Genomic DNA, 12753 nt, shown 5'->3' with positions numbered 1-12753 from the left:
AAGTGGTCTTCTTCATTTGAAGCGGCTTCAAAGCCGCGTCGCTCAGTTGATGTCCGTGACACGTCGAAAACGACCGCACCCGGACTTCGTTCTTGGAAGTCCGCGCCGATCGCAATGGTATGTCGCGAGTTGGCGCTGTCATAAGGGGGAATCGGCTAAAAAGTCAACTCCCCGGCTAATCCTTTTTAACCTGATATCAGGCGTTCTCCAGGATTCCGGCAATCTCTGCCGTCACCACGTCGACATTGGCCATGCCGTCGACCGTCTGGAGCTTGCCGGTCGATGCGTAGTACTTCGACAGCGGCGCGGTCTTTTCGCGGTATTCCGTCAGGCGGCGCTTGAAGGCCTCCGGATTGTCGTCGGAGCGAACGGTGCCGCCGGCGGCGACCGTTTCGGCAACACGATTCTCCATGCGCTTGACCAGCGCGTCCTCGTCGACCTTCAGCTCGATGACGGCATCGAGTGCGATGCCCTTGCCGGCGAGGATCCGGTCGAGGGCTTCGGCCTGCGGAACCGTGCGCGGGTAACCGTCGAGGATGAAGCCCCTGGCACAGTCGGCCGAATCGATTCGGTCGGACACGATCTCGTTGACGATGGCGTCGGAGACGAGCTGGCCGGCATCCATGACGGCCTTCGCGCGTTTGCCGACATCCGTGCCGGCGGCAACGGCCGCCCGCAACATGTCACCCGTGGAAAGCTGCGGAATACCGTGCCTCTCCGTCAGGAGCTTGGCTTGCGTTCCCTTGCCAGCACCCGGCGGCCCCAGAAAAATCAGTCTCATCGTCCCCTCTTTCCTCCACGCAGCTTCGACTTCTTGATCAGCCCCTCATACTGCTGAGCAATCAGGTGACCCTGAATCTGTGCTACAGTATCAAGGGTCACGCTGACAACAATCAAAAGCGACGTACCACCAAGGTAGAACGGCACACCTGTCTGAGCGATGAGAATTTCGGGAAGAATGCAGACGAACATCAGGTAGGCCGCGCCGACCACCGTGATGCGGGTCAGCACGTAGTCGATATATTCGGCGGTGCGCTCGCCCGGGCGGATGCCCGGAATGAAGCCGCCGTGCTTCTTCAGATTGTCGGCCGTATCCTTCGGATTGAAGACGATGGCCGTGTAGAAGAAGGCGAAGAAGGCGATCATGCCCGCATAGAGCAGCATGTAGAGCGGCTGGCCGTGGCCAAGGGCGGCGATGATCGCCGTCGCCCAGGCCGGCAGTTCCGCGGTGTTGGAGAAGCCCGCCAGCGTTGCCGGCAGCAGCAGCAGCGAGGACGCGAAGATCGCCGGGATGACGCCCGCGGTGTTGAGCTTCAGCGGCAGGTGCGACGTATCGCCCTGGAACATGCGGTTGCCCACCTGTCGCTTCGGATACTGGATCAGAAGGCGGCGCTGGGCGCGCTCGACGAAGACGATGAGGGCGATCACGCCGACGGCCATGACGACGACGGCGAGAATCACACCGATCGACAGAGCGCCGGTGCGGCCGAGTTCGAGCGTACCGGCCAGCGCGCCCGGAAGGGCGGCGACGATGCCGGCGAAGATGATCAGCGAAATGCCGTTGCCGATGCCGCGCGAGGTGATCTGCTCACCGAGCCACATCAGGAACATGGTGCCGCCGAGCAGCGAGATGACGGTGGAGATGCGGAAGAACCAGCCCGGATCGTTGACCAGCCCTGCCCCGCTTTCGAGGCCCACCGCGATGCCGTAGGCCTGCAGCGTGCCGAGCAGCACCGTGCCGTAGCGGGTGTACTGGTTGATGATCTTGCGGCCCTGTTCGCCTTCCTTCTTCAGCTGTTCCAGCGAGGGAACGACCGACGTCATCAGCTGCACGATGATCGACGCGGAGATGTACGGCATGATGCCGAGCGCGAAGATCGCCATGCGCTCGACGGCGCCGCCGGAGAACATGTTGAAGAGGCCGAGAATGCCGCTGGACTGGCCCTGGAAGGCCTGGGCGAAGGCATCGGGATTGAGGCCCGGCAACGGGATATAGGTGCCGAGGCGATAGACGAGCAGCGCGCCCAGCGTGAACCAGAGACGCTTCTTCAGATCTTCCGCCTTGGCGAAAGTCGAGAAGTTGAGATTAGAGGCAAGTTGTTCCGCTGCCGAAGCCATGCATTTCTCCGCGAAGCCGATCCGGCGGCGGGGAGCCCGGCCAGGTCCGGAATGGCTGATCCGTTTGGCATTTGCGCCCGGCCCTCCTCGGACCGACTGCACATGCTGAAATTCGTCGTGCCCGTCTGCCATTGCGGCAAACCCGGCGGATGGAGCCTAAACCGGTTGAAACGCGGATTGTCAAGCAATCCCGGCCTCACGCTGGTTTTAAATTCCGGACAACGGCGGGATGGGGTTCCCGGCCATCGTTGTGAGGCTCACATATGGGAGCAAAATCGCCCGGTGTGAAGCACACCGGGCGAAGATTTCGTCGAATTATTCGGCGGCTTCCGCAGCTGCCAGGAGCAGCTTGATCGAGCCGCCGGCCTTTTCGATCTTTTCGATCGCCGGCTTGGAGGCGCCGGCGACTTCGAACGTCACCTTGGCCGTCAGGTCGCCGTCAGCAAGAATGCGGACGCCGTCCTTGACGCGGCGGATAACGCCGGCTGCCTTGAGGGCTGCTGCATCAACCGTCGCCTTGCCGTCGAGCTTGCCGGCGTCGATGGCGACCTGGATGCGGCCCAGCGACACGATGGCGAAGTCGGACGAGAAGATGTTGTTGAAGCCGCGCTTCGGCAGGCGACGGTAGATGGGCATCTGGCCGCCTTCGAAGCCGTTGATGGCCACACCCGAACGTGCCTTCTGACCCTTTACACCGCGACCACCGGTCTTGCCGGAGCCAGAACCGATACCGCGACCGACGCGCTTACGGTTCTTGGTGGAGCCTTCGTTGTCTTTGATTTCATTGAGCTTCATGATCTATCCCCTCACTTCCCGTCGACGACGCGAACGAGGTGCTGGACGGCACGGATCATGCCGCGGACAGACGGAGTGTCTTCCAGCGTGCGAACCCGATGCATCTTGTTAAGGCCCAGGCCGACCAGCGTTGCGCGCTGTACGGCCGGACGGCGAATGGGGCTGCCGATCTGCTCGACAGTCACCGTCTTCGTTGCGGTTTCTTTCTTAGCCATTGTTCAAACTCCCTTATTCTTCGGAAGCGACGCCGGCGGACACACGACGGGCCTGCAGCGTGGCGTATTTCATGCCGCGCTGTGCCGCGATGTCCTTCGGGTGCATCTGGCTCTTGAGAGCATCGAACGTCGCACGGATCATGTTGTACGGGTTCGACGAACCGGTCGACTTGGCGACGACGTCGTGAACGCCGAGCGTTTCGAAGACGGCGCGCATCGGGCCACCGGCGATGATGCCGGTACCGGCCTTGGCCGAGCGAAGCAGAACCTTGCCGGCGCCGTGGCGGCCGTGCACGTCATGGTGCAGCGTGCGGCCCGAGCGCAGCGGTACGAAGATGAGGTCGCGCTTGGCGGCTTCGGTGGCCTTCCGGATCGCTTCCGGAACTTCACGAGCCTTGCCATGGCCGAAGCCGACGCGGCCCTTCTGGTCGCCGACGACGACGAGAGCTGCGAAACCGAAACGACGGCCGCCCTTGACGACCTTCGCGACGCGATTGATCGCGACGAGCTTGTCGACAAACTCGCTGTCGCGCTCTTCGCGGTTCTGGCGGTCATCACGACCGCGCTTTTCCTGTGCCATTGTCCTTTTCCTTTTTCTTTTCCGGGTGCAATCGGCAGATTGACGAAAGTCGCCCCCATTCAGGGAATGGAAGCGACCAATACCCCACTGAGCTGACCGGCAGGCGCTTTACGCGCCCAGCCGAAAGATCAGAAACTAAGACCACCTTCACGGGCAGCTTCGGCGAGAGCCTTGATGCGGCCGTGATAGATAAAGGCGCCACGGTCGAAAACGACCTCGTTGACGCCGGCCTTGACGGCACGCTCTGCAATGAGCTTGCCGACGGCAGCGGCTGCTGCCGTGTCGGCGCCCGTCTTCAAGGACGAGCGCAGATCGGTGTCGAGCGTGGAGGCGGACGCAAGCGTCGTGCCGGCCACGTCGTCGATGACCTGTACGTAGATGTTCTTCGACGAGCGATGAACCGACAGGCGCGGACGGCCGTTGGCGACCGCCTTGATGGAACGGCGCACGCGGTTGGCGCGGCGCACGAGAGCTTCTTTCCTGCTAGCCATTTCGCGTGATCCTTACTTCTTCTTGCCTTCTTTGCGGACAATCCGCTCTTCGGCATACTTGACGCCCTTGCCCTTGTAGGGCTCGGGGCCACGGTATTCGCGGATTTCCGCTGCGACCTGGCCGACCTTCTGCTTGTCGATGCCGGAGATGACGATTTCCGTCGGCTTCGGCACAACGATCGAGATGCCTTCCGGCGTCTGGTAGACCACGTCGTGGCTGAAGCCGAGTGCCAGCTGCAGGTTCTTGCCCTGCAGCGACGCGCGGTAACCGACGCCGTTGATTTCGAGCTTGCGCTCGTAGCCGTCCTTCACACCCTTGAAGATGTTCTCGACCATCGTGCGGGACATGCCCCACTTGGAACGAGCATCCTTGGAGTCGTTTGCCGGCTGCACGACAACAGCGTTGTCTTCGAGCTTCACCGAAACTTCGTCGTTTGCGACGAAGAACAGTTCGCCCTTCGGGCCCTTCGCGGTGACCTTCTGACCATCGACGGTCGCGGTGACACCAGCGGGAACCGGAACGGGCTTCTTACCGATACGAGACATTGTTTTATCCTGTCTGTTCGTTATGGAGATCCATGCTCGATCTTAGAAGATCGAGCAAAGAACCTCGCCACCAACGTTCTGTTCGCGTGCCTGGTGATCGGCCATCACACCCTTCGGGGTCGAAAGGATGGTGATGCCGAGGCCGTTCGCGACCTGCGGGATGGACTTGACCGAGACATAGACCCGGCGGCCCGGCTTGGAGACGCGAGCGATCTTGCGGATCACGGATGCGCCTTCGTAGTACTTGAGTTCGATGTTCAGCTCGGCCTTGCCGTTGCCGAATTCGACTTCCGAATATCCGCGGATGTAACCTTCGGACTGAAGGACGTCCAGAACGCGGGCGCGCAGCTTGGAAGCCGGCGTCGAAACGCTGGACTTGCGGCGTGCGGCGCCGTTGCGGATGCGGGTGAGCATATCGCCCAGAGGATCAGTCATAGACATGTGCCCGTCTCCTTACCAGCTCGACTTGACAATGCCCGGCACCTTGCCGGAATTGCCGAGTTCACGAAGCGCAATACGCGACATTCCGAGTTTGCGGTAAAAGGCGCGCGGACGGCCCGTTACTTCGCAACGGTTGCGGATGCGGGTTTTGGAACCATTGCGCGGAAGTTCGGCAAGCTTCAAGGTCGCCTTGAAGCGCTCTTCGATGGGAAGAGACTGGTTCTGGATGATGGCCTTCAGGCCGGCACGCTTGGCGGCCTGGCTGGCGACCAGTTTGCGGCGGCGCTTGTTCTTTTCAACTGCGCTCGTTTTCGCCATAACAAGTATCCTTCTTTACGCTTGTCGTTACGGATCAGGCGCGGAACGGGAAGTTGAACTCTTTCAGAAGAGCCCGTGCTTCGTCGTCCGTCTTTGCCGTCGTGCAAACGATGATGTCCATGCCCCACATCTGATCAACCTTGTCGTAGTTGATCTCCGGGAACACAATGTGCTCCTTGATACCCATGGCGAAGTTGCCACGGCCATCGAAGGACTTCGGGTTCAGACCACGGAAGTCGCGTACGCGGGGCAGCGCGATGTTCACGAGGCGATCCAGAAATTCATACATGCGGGCGCCGCGCAGCGTAACCTTCGCGCCGATCGGCATGCCTTCGCGCAGCTTGAAGCCGGCAATCGAGTTGCGGGCGCGCGTGATGACCGGCTTCTGGCCGGCAATCGCTGCGAGGTCGCCGGCCGCTACGGTCGGCTTCTTCGAGTCGCCCGTCGATTCACCAACACCCATGTTGATGACGACCTTGTCGAGACGCGGGATCTGCATCTCGTTGGCGAAGGAGAACTGCTCCTGAAGCGCCTTGCGGATACGCTCGACGTATTCCTTCTTGAGGCGCGGCTCATACTTGGTGTCAGCCATCGATCGACACTCCCGAACGCTTTGCTACACGAACCTTCTTGTCGCCCTCGACCTTGAAACCGACGCGGGTCGGCTTGCCGTCCTTGGGGTCGGCGATCGCGATGTTCGACAGGTGGATCGAAGCTTCCTTGGTGATGATGCCGGCTTCCTGGGTCTGGGACTGACGCTGGTGACGCTTCACCAGGTTGATACCCTTGACGACCGCACGGTCTTCCTTCGGCATGACCTGAACAACTTCACCGGTACGACCCTTGTCCTTGCCGGTGAGTACGACGACCTTGTCGCCCTTACGAATCTTTTGCATAGCCATCGCTCCTTAGAGTACTTCCGGAGCCAGCGAGATGATCTTCATGTGGTTCTTGGCGCGAAGTTCGCGCGGAACCGGTCCGAAGATACGGGTGCCGATGGGCTCTTTCTTGTTGTCGATCAGGACGGCTGCGTTGTTGTCGAAACGGATCACGCTGCCGTCGGCGCGACGGATGTCCTTGGCGGTGCGAACGACAACCGCCTTCATCACGTCACCCTTCTTCACGCGGCCGCGCGGGATGGCTTCCTTGATCGAGACGACGATAATGTCGCCGACCGAAGCGTACTTACGCTTGGAGCCGCCCAGCACCTTGATGCACATGACACGACGTGCGCCGGAATTATCCGCGACGTCGAGGTTAGTCTGCATCTGAATCATGTCAGGTCGCCTTCTTGTTTTACCGGACCGGTTGGGCCTCTCTTGATTGAGGAGGGGCCCCCTGTTCCAGCTTATGGAAATTCGTGTTTTCGCGCGGGACGGTGTGTTGCCAGGGTGGTTTCCACGTCGATGAACCGACTGACGTCAGCAAACCGATGGACCTTCCGTGCGCTAAAAGCAAAAGAACGCTCGCGATTCCGAGCGTCCTTGCGCTGCTTCATATAGATTTTCGCGCCAGACGCAAGGGCCTGGCGCTAAATCTCGAGTTTTTAAGCCTGGGCCAGTACGACGGTCCAGCGCTTGTCCTTGGAGATCGGTGCACATTCCTCGATGGAAACGACGTCGCCGACCTTGAACTGGTTGGCTTCGTCATGTGCCTTGTACTTCTTGGACCGGCGAACGGTCTTCTGAAGCAGGGGATGAGCAAAGCGGCGCTCGACGCGAACGACGATGGTCTTGTCGTTCTTGTCGCTGACTACAGTGCCCTGCAGAATGCGTTTAGGCATATTTTTCCGGTCCTTAGGCCTTGGCTTCTGCCGCCTTCTGGCGGGCAATGGTCTTGACGCGCGCGATGTCCTTGCGGACTTCGTTGATGCGCGAGGTCTTTTCGAGCTGGCCGGTCGCCTTCTGGAAGCGCAGGTTGAACTGCTCCTTCTTCAGCTTGGCAAGCTCGTCGTTGAGCTGATCGGCGCTGAGCGCGCGAACGTCTACGGATTTCATCCTACTCGCTCCTTACTCTGCAATGCGCTGTACGAAGCGCGTCTTGACCGAGAGCTTGGCCGAGCCGAGACGAAGCGCCTCGCGGGCGATCTCCTCGGAGACACCGTCGATCTCGAACATCATACGACCGGGCTTGACCTTGGCCGCCCAGTATTCGACCGAACCCTTACCTTTACCCATGCGGACTTCGGTAGGCTTGGCGGTGACCGGCACGTCGGGGAACACACGGATCCACACACGGCCGGCACGCTTCATGTGGCGCGTGATCGCGCGGCGGGCCGCTTCGATCTCGCGAGCGTTAACGCGATTCGGTTCCTGAGCCTTCAAGCCGAACTCGCCGAAAGCGAGGTCGGAGCCGCCCTTGGCGACACCCTTGATGCGGCCCTTGAACTGCTTGCGATACTTGGTACGCTTTGGCTGCAACATTTTTTTACTTCTCCGATATTGGCTGCCAAACGCGACTGTTACGCGTTTTCACGACGACGGTCGCCACGATCGCCGCGTTCGCGGCTTGCAGGACCCTGGCTGTCACTTTCGCTTGCGCGACGCTCCGAGGCCATCGGATCGTGCTCAAGGATTTCGCCCTTGAAGATCCAGACCTTGATGCCGCAGATGCCGAATGCGGTCTTGGCTTCCGCCGTACCGTAGTCGATGTCTGCACGCAGCGTGTGAAGCGGAACGCGACCTTCGCGGTACCATTCCGTACGCGCGATTTCCGCGCCGCCGAGGCGGCCGCCGCAGGTGATCTTGATGCCTTCGGCGCCAAGACGCATGGCGGACTGAACAGCGCGCTTCATCGCACGGCGGAAAGCCACGCGGCGTTCGAGCTGCTGGGCGATCGACTGGGCAACCAGCGTCGCGTCGACTTCGGGCTTGCGAACTTCAACGATGTTGAGGTGCGTTTCGGAGTTCGTCATCGCGGCAAGCTTCTTGCGAAGCTTCTCGATGTCCGCACCCTTCTTGCCGATGATCAGACCCGGGCGAGCCGAGTGGATCGTGATGCGGCACTTCTTGTGCGGACGCTCGATGACGACCTTGGCGATACCGGCCTGCTTCAGCTCTTCCATGACGAAAGCGCGGATCTTCAGGTCTTCGTGAAGCAGCTGGCTGTATTCGGCGTTGTCGGCGAACCAGCGGCTGTCCCAGGTACGGTTGATGCCGAGGCGGAAACCGATTGGATTAATCTTCTGGCCCATTATGCGGCCTCCCCTTTGGCTTCGACTTCACGGACGACGATCGTCAGATGCGAGAAAGGCTTCTCGATCCGCGATGCGCGGCCGCGGCCACGAGCGTGGAAACGCTTCATGACAATCGACTTGCCGACATACGCTTCCGCGACGATCAGGCTGTCGACGTCGAGGTCGTGGTTGTTTTCTGCGTTGGCGATTGCAGATTCCAGCGTCTTCTTGACGGTCTCGGCGCTACGCTTGCGCGAGAATTCAAGTTCAGCGAGAGCCCGGTCGACCTTCTTGCCGCGGATCAGCGCAGCAAGCAGGTTGAGCTTCTGGGGGCTGACGCGGATCGTGCGCGCGATGGCCTGCGCCTCGTTATCCTTCAGCCGACGTTCGGCTTTAGCCTTGCCCATCGTTACTTCCTCTTCGCCTTCTTGTCCGCACCGTGACCGTAATAGGTCCGGGTCGGAGCAAATTCACCAAACTTGTGGCCGACCATGTCTTCGTTGACGGCCACCGGGATGTGCTTGCTGCCGTTGTAGACGCCGAAGGTCAATCCGACGAACTGCGGCAGGATCGTGGAGCGACGGCTCCAGATCTTGATCACTTCGCTGCGACCGCCTTCACGAACCTTCTCAGCCTTCTTGAGAAGATAGCCGTCAACAAACGGGCCTTTCCATACTGAACGAGCCATTCCTGACTACCTCTCTTACTTCTTCTTCAAGTGGCGCGAGCGCATGATGAACTTGTCGGTCGACTTGTTCGAGCGGGTACGCTTGCCCTTGGTGGGCTTGCCCCACGGGGATACCGGGTGACGACCACCGGAGGTGCGGCCTTCACCACCGCCGTGCGGGTGGTCGACCGGGTTCATGACGACACCGCGGTTGTGCGGGGTCTTGCCGCGCCAGCGCGTGCGGCCAGCCTTGCCGTCGTTGATGTTGCCGTGATCCGGGTTGGATACGGCGCCGATCGTCGCGAGGCAGGACGAGTGAACCAGGCGCTGTTCGCCCGAGTTCAGGCGAAGGATCGCCATGCCCTGGTCGCGGCCGACCAGCTGGACGAAGGTGCCGGCGGAACGGGCGATCTGGCCGCCCTTGCCCGGCTTCATCTCGACGTTATGGACGATCGAGCCAACCGGGATGTACTGCAGCGGCATGGTGTTGCCGGGCTTCACGTCAACGGCCTTGTCGGACGCGATGACCTTGTCGCCGGCTGCCAGGCGCTGCGGCGCCAGGATGTAGGCCTGCTCGCCGTCGGCATAGCTCACCAGAGCGATGAACGCGGTGCGGTTCGGGTCGTATTCCAGGCGCGCGATCGTGCCCTCGACGTCGAACTTGCGACGCTTGAAGTCGATCAGACGATAGGTACGCTTGTGACCGCCGCCGATGAAGCGGGCAGTGATGCGACCGAGGTTGTTACGGCCACCGCTCTTGGAAAGACCTTCGGTCAGAGCCTTGACGGGCTTGCCCTTGTAAAGGCCCGACCGGTCGACGATGACCAGCTGGCGCTGGCTCGGGGTGGTCGGATTGTAGTGTTTCAATGCCATTTTTCTGTTTCCTTTCAGCCGACTGCCCGATTAGAGCCCGGTGGAGACGTCGATGGACTGACCGTCAGCAAGCGTGACGATAGCCTTCTTGACATCTCCCTGCCGGCCGGCGAAGCCGCGGAAACGCTTGATCTTGCCCTTGCGGACGAGCGTGTTCACAGCCGTGACCTTGACGCCGAAGAGTGCTTCCACCGCAGCCTTGATTTCAGGCTTGGAAGCGCGCTTGGCAACGTTAAAGACGACCTGGTTGTTTTCGGAGACCAGCGTCGACTTTTCGGTGATCGAAGGAGATACGATCACATCGTAGTGGCGAAGATCCGTCATTTGAACCGCTCCTCGAGGGCTTCTACAGCAGCCTTGGAGAGCACGAGCTTGCCGCGGCGCAGGATGTCGTAAACGTTGATACCCTGGATCGGCAGAACATCCACGTTCGGGATGTTGCGGGCTGCGAGCTTGAAGTTGCCGTCAAGTTCCGAGCCGCCGATGATGAGGGCATTGGTGAGGCCGAGCGAGGCGAAAACGCCAGCCAGAGCCTTCGTCTTTGCTTCGGCAGCAACCAGATCGTCGATGATGATCAGGTTTTCCGCCTTCAGCTTGGCCGAGAGCGCATGGCGCAGGCCGAGCGCGCGAACCTGCTTGGGCAGGTCGTGGGCATGGCTGCGAACAACCGGGCCGTGAGCCTTGCCGCCGCCGCGGAACTGCGGTGCACGTGCCGAATGGTGACGGGCGCGGCCCGTACCCTTCTGCTTGTACATCTTGGCGCCGGTGCGGGAAACCTCGGCGCGGGTCAGCGACTTGTGGCTGCCCTGCTGCTTCTTGGCAAGCTGCCAGCGAACGACGCGGGCAATGATGTCTTCGCGCGGCTCGAGGCCGAAAATCGCGTCGGAGAGGGAGACCTTGCCGGCGTCCTTCCCCTCGAGGGTCGTGACTTTGAGATCCATGATCAGGCTCCCTTACTTGACTGCGGCGCGCACGGCGGCCGGACGCGGCGCGTCGGACGGGGTGCCGGACTTGACGGCGTCACGAACGACGATCCAGGCGCCCTTGGAGCCCGGGACAGCGCCCTTGACGAGGATGAGACCACGCTCTTCGTCGGTCGAGACGACTTCGAGGTTCTGGGTGGTGACGCGCGTCTGGCCCATGTGACCAGCCATGCGCTTGCCCTTCCAGACCTTGCCCGGGTCCTGGTTGTTACCCGTCGAACCGTGCGAACGGTGCGAAACGGACACGCCGTGCGTTGCACGAAGACCACCGAAGTTGTGGCGCTTCATGGCACCGGCGAAACCCTTACCGATCGTGGTGCCGGTAACGTCGACGAGCTGGCCTGCGACAAAGTGGCTCGCGGTCAGTTCCGCGCCGATGTCGATGAGGTTGTCTTCCGAGACGCGGAACTCGACGAGCTTCGCCTTCGGCTCGACGCTTGCAGCGGCGAACTGGCCGCGCAGTGCCTTTGCCGTGTTCTTCACCTTGGAGGTGCCGGCGCCGAGCTGGACGGCCGTGTAGCCGTTCTTGTCCTGCGTGCGCTGGGCAACGACCTGGACGTTGTCCAGTCGCAATACTGTTACGGGGATATGCTCACCTGCGTCATTATAGACGCGAGTCATCCCTACTTTCTGTGCAATCACACCTGAACGCATGGTTCAATCCTCTTAGAAGTCCTGGCGGGATCGTGACGTCCCGTCATGCCTCTTGGTTTAAGGATTCCACTCGGGCTTTGGAGCCGTCGGGTTTCCCGTTTTTAGAAGACGTCGGCTTACGCCACGTACCTTCCTTGTTATTTCGGCTTACGCCGGACTTAGAGCTTGATCTCTACGTCTACACCGGCCGCAAGGTCGAGCTTCATGAGAGCGTCGACGGTCTGCGGGGTCGGATCTACAATGTCGAGCAGGCGCTTGTGCGTGCGCATCTCGAACTGTTCGCGGCTCTTCTTGTCGACGTGGGGCGACCGGTTGACCGTGAACTTTTCAATACGGGTCGGGAGCGGAACGGGACCGCGGACACTTGCGCCGGTGCGCTTTGCCGTCGACACGATTTCGCGCGTGGAGGCATCAAGGATCCGGTGGTCAAACGCCTTGAGGCGGATGCGGATGTTCTGGCCGTTCATACGACTTTTCCTTAGTTCGTTACCCGCGCGATTCTCCTGGGAATACGCGCTTTTTGATTCTGGCGGTTCCATAACGGAACGCACACGAAAACACAATTGCCGAAAGGCCAGTCCGCTAAATTTTCAAAGACCGGAGGGGCAGGGTTGAACCCCTGCCCTTCCATTTTCAGCGGCCTCAGGCCTTACGTCTTACTCGACGATCGAAGCGACGATGCCGGCGCCGACGGTGCGGCCGCCTTCGCGGATAGCGAAGCGCAGCTTTTCTTCCATCGCGATCGGAACGATCAGCTCGACCGAAACCGTGACGTTATCGCCAGGCATGACCATTTCCGTGCCTTCCGGCAGCGAAACGATGCCGGTCACGTCCGTCGTGCGGAAGTAGAACTGCGGACGGTAGTTCGTGAAGAACGGCGTATGACGGCCGCCTTCT

Annotated in this window: 23 protein-coding genes and 1 pseudogene; all 24 read right to left on the bottom strand. The window is 60.8% G+C overall.

Translation table 11 applies throughout. From position 1 onward, the window contains the following. Positions 1-196 precede the first annotated feature (196 nt). Positions 197-781, bottom strand: a complete 585-nt coding sequence (locus VGN93_RS06740) for an adenylate kinase (RefSeq protein ID WP_319319252.1) — start codon at positions 779-781, stop codon at positions 197-199. Continuing rightward, entirely contained in the window at positions 778-2118 is a 1341-nt protein-coding gene (gene secY / locus VGN93_RS06735) for a preprotein translocase subunit SecY (RefSeq protein ID WP_319319254.1), read from the bottom strand. Before secY ends, VGN93_RS06740 begins: the two co-directional genes overlap by 4 nt. Positions 2119-2433: 315 nt before the next feature. Further along, positions 2434-2913, bottom strand: a complete 480-nt coding sequence (gene rplO / locus VGN93_RS06730) for a 50S ribosomal protein L15 (protein ID WP_319319258.1) — start codon at positions 2911-2913, stop codon at positions 2434-2436. A gap of 11 nt (positions 2914-2924) precedes the next feature. After that, entirely contained in the window at positions 2925-3128 is a 204-nt protein-coding gene (gene rpmD, locus VGN93_RS06725) for a 50S ribosomal protein L30 (RefSeq protein ID WP_319319260.1), read from the bottom strand. Positions 3129-3141: 13 nt separating this feature from the next. Continuing rightward, entirely contained in the window at positions 3142-3708 is a 567-nt protein-coding gene (rpsE, locus tag VGN93_RS06720) for a 30S ribosomal protein S5 (RefSeq protein ID WP_319319263.1), read from the bottom strand. 128 nt (positions 3709-3836) lie between these two features. Then, positions 3837-4199: a 50S ribosomal protein L18 gene (rplR, locus tag VGN93_RS06715; RefSeq protein WP_319319266.1), complete on the bottom strand. Its 363-nt coding sequence runs from the start codon at positions 4197-4199 to the stop codon at positions 3837-3839. A 12-nt stretch (positions 4200-4211) separates the two neighbouring features. Then, positions 4212-4745, bottom strand: coding sequence for a 50S ribosomal protein L6 (rplF, locus tag VGN93_RS06710; protein WP_319319268.1), 534 nt, complete (start codon positions 4743-4745; stop codon positions 4212-4214). Between the two features lie 42 nt (positions 4746-4787). Beyond that, a complete protein-coding gene (gene rpsH, locus VGN93_RS06705; RefSeq protein WP_319319272.1) occupies positions 4788-5186 on the bottom strand; it encodes a 30S ribosomal protein S8 in 399 nt (132 codons plus the stop codon). Positions 5187-5198: 12 nt separating this feature from the next. Continuing rightward, on the bottom strand, positions 5199-5504 hold the full coding sequence (rpsN, locus tag VGN93_RS06700; protein ID WP_319319274.1) for a 30S ribosomal protein S14: 306 nt from the start codon (positions 5502-5504) through the stop codon (positions 5199-5201). Positions 5505-5538: 34 nt separating this feature from the next. Beyond that, positions 5539-6096 carry a 50S ribosomal protein L5 gene (gene rplE, locus VGN93_RS06695; protein WP_023517484.1) on the bottom strand — a complete coding sequence of 186 codons (558 nt, stop codon included), beginning with the start codon at positions 6094-6096 and terminating at the stop codon, positions 5539-5541. After that, positions 6089-6400 carry a 50S ribosomal protein L24 gene (rplX, locus tag VGN93_RS06690; protein ID WP_069059026.1) on the bottom strand — a complete coding sequence of 104 codons (312 nt, stop codon included), beginning with the start codon at positions 6398-6400 and terminating at the stop codon, positions 6089-6091. The genes rplE and rplX overlap by 8 nt, the downstream gene beginning before the upstream one ends. A gap of 12 nt (positions 6401-6412) precedes the next feature. Continuing rightward, on the bottom strand, positions 6413-6781 hold the full coding sequence (gene rplN / locus VGN93_RS06685; protein WP_003495199.1) for a 50S ribosomal protein L14: 369 nt from the start codon (positions 6779-6781) through the stop codon (positions 6413-6415). A gap of 269 nt (positions 6782-7050) precedes the next feature. Then, a complete protein-coding gene (rpsQ, locus tag VGN93_RS06680; RefSeq protein WP_319319464.1) occupies positions 7051-7287 on the bottom strand; it encodes a 30S ribosomal protein S17 in 237 nt (78 codons plus the stop codon). A gap of 13 nt (positions 7288-7300) precedes the next feature. Beyond that, positions 7301-7501, bottom strand: coding sequence for a 50S ribosomal protein L29 (gene rpmC / locus VGN93_RS06675; protein WP_319319467.1), 201 nt, complete (start codon positions 7499-7501; stop codon positions 7301-7303). Positions 7502-7513: 12 nt separating this feature from the next. Beyond that, positions 7514-7927: a 50S ribosomal protein L16 gene (rplP, locus tag VGN93_RS06670; protein WP_319319470.1), complete on the bottom strand. Its 414-nt coding sequence runs from the start codon at positions 7925-7927 to the stop codon at positions 7514-7516. Between the two features lie 38 nt (positions 7928-7965). Beyond that, positions 7966-8697, bottom strand: a complete 732-nt coding sequence (gene rpsC, locus VGN93_RS06665) for a 30S ribosomal protein S3 (protein WP_319319473.1) — start codon at positions 8695-8697, stop codon at positions 7966-7968. Then, positions 8697-9086 carry a 50S ribosomal protein L22 gene (gene rplV, locus VGN93_RS06660; RefSeq protein ID WP_117372288.1) on the bottom strand — a complete coding sequence of 130 codons (390 nt, stop codon included), beginning with the start codon at positions 9084-9086 and terminating at the stop codon, positions 8697-8699. The genes rpsC and rplV overlap by 1 nt, the downstream gene beginning before the upstream one ends. A 2-nt stretch (positions 9087-9088) precedes the next feature. Next, positions 9089-9367 (bottom strand): 30S ribosomal protein S19, encoded by a 279-nt coding sequence (gene rpsS, locus VGN93_RS06655; RefSeq protein WP_023517272.1) that lies wholly within the window; start codon positions 9365-9367, stop codon positions 9089-9091. A 15-nt stretch (positions 9368-9382) separates the two neighbouring features. After that, positions 9383-10219, bottom strand: coding sequence for a 50S ribosomal protein L2 (gene rplB / locus VGN93_RS06650; RefSeq protein ID WP_319319483.1), 837 nt, complete (start codon positions 10217-10219; stop codon positions 9383-9385). Positions 10220-10249: 30 nt separating this feature from the next. After that, positions 10250-10543 carry a 50S ribosomal protein L23 gene (locus VGN93_RS06645; RefSeq protein ID WP_256116160.1) on the bottom strand — a complete coding sequence of 98 codons (294 nt, stop codon included), beginning with the start codon at positions 10541-10543 and terminating at the stop codon, positions 10250-10252. Then, positions 10540-11160: a 50S ribosomal protein L4 gene (rplD, locus tag VGN93_RS06640; RefSeq protein ID WP_256116161.1), complete on the bottom strand. Its 621-nt coding sequence runs from the start codon at positions 11158-11160 to the stop codon at positions 10540-10542. The genes VGN93_RS06645 and rplD overlap by 4 nt, the downstream gene beginning before the upstream one ends. Before the next feature lie 12 nt (positions 11161-11172). Then, the gene (rplC, locus tag VGN93_RS06635) at positions 11173-11856 is read right to left on the bottom strand and encodes a 50S ribosomal protein L3 (RefSeq protein WP_256116162.1); all 684 of its coding nucleotides are present in this window, start codon (positions 11854-11856) and stop codon (positions 11173-11175) included. Positions 11857-12014: 158 nt separating this feature from the next. Beyond that, on the bottom strand, positions 12015-12323 hold the full coding sequence (gene rpsJ, locus VGN93_RS06630; RefSeq protein WP_003507767.1) for a 30S ribosomal protein S10: 309 nt from the start codon (positions 12321-12323) through the stop codon (positions 12015-12017). Positions 12324-12512: 189 nt separating this feature from the next. After that, positions 12513-12753, bottom strand: a pseudogene (gene tuf, locus VGN93_RS06625) (elongation factor Tu); the annotation flags it as partial.

The organism is Shinella sp., assembly GCF_035998705.1.
In the GTDB taxonomy this organism is placed as follows: domain Bacteria; phylum Pseudomonadota; class Alphaproteobacteria; order Rhizobiales; family Rhizobiaceae; genus Shinella.
The sequence above is the reverse complement of the archived record's forward strand: the minus strand, read 5'-3'. Positions and strand labels throughout refer to the sequence as shown.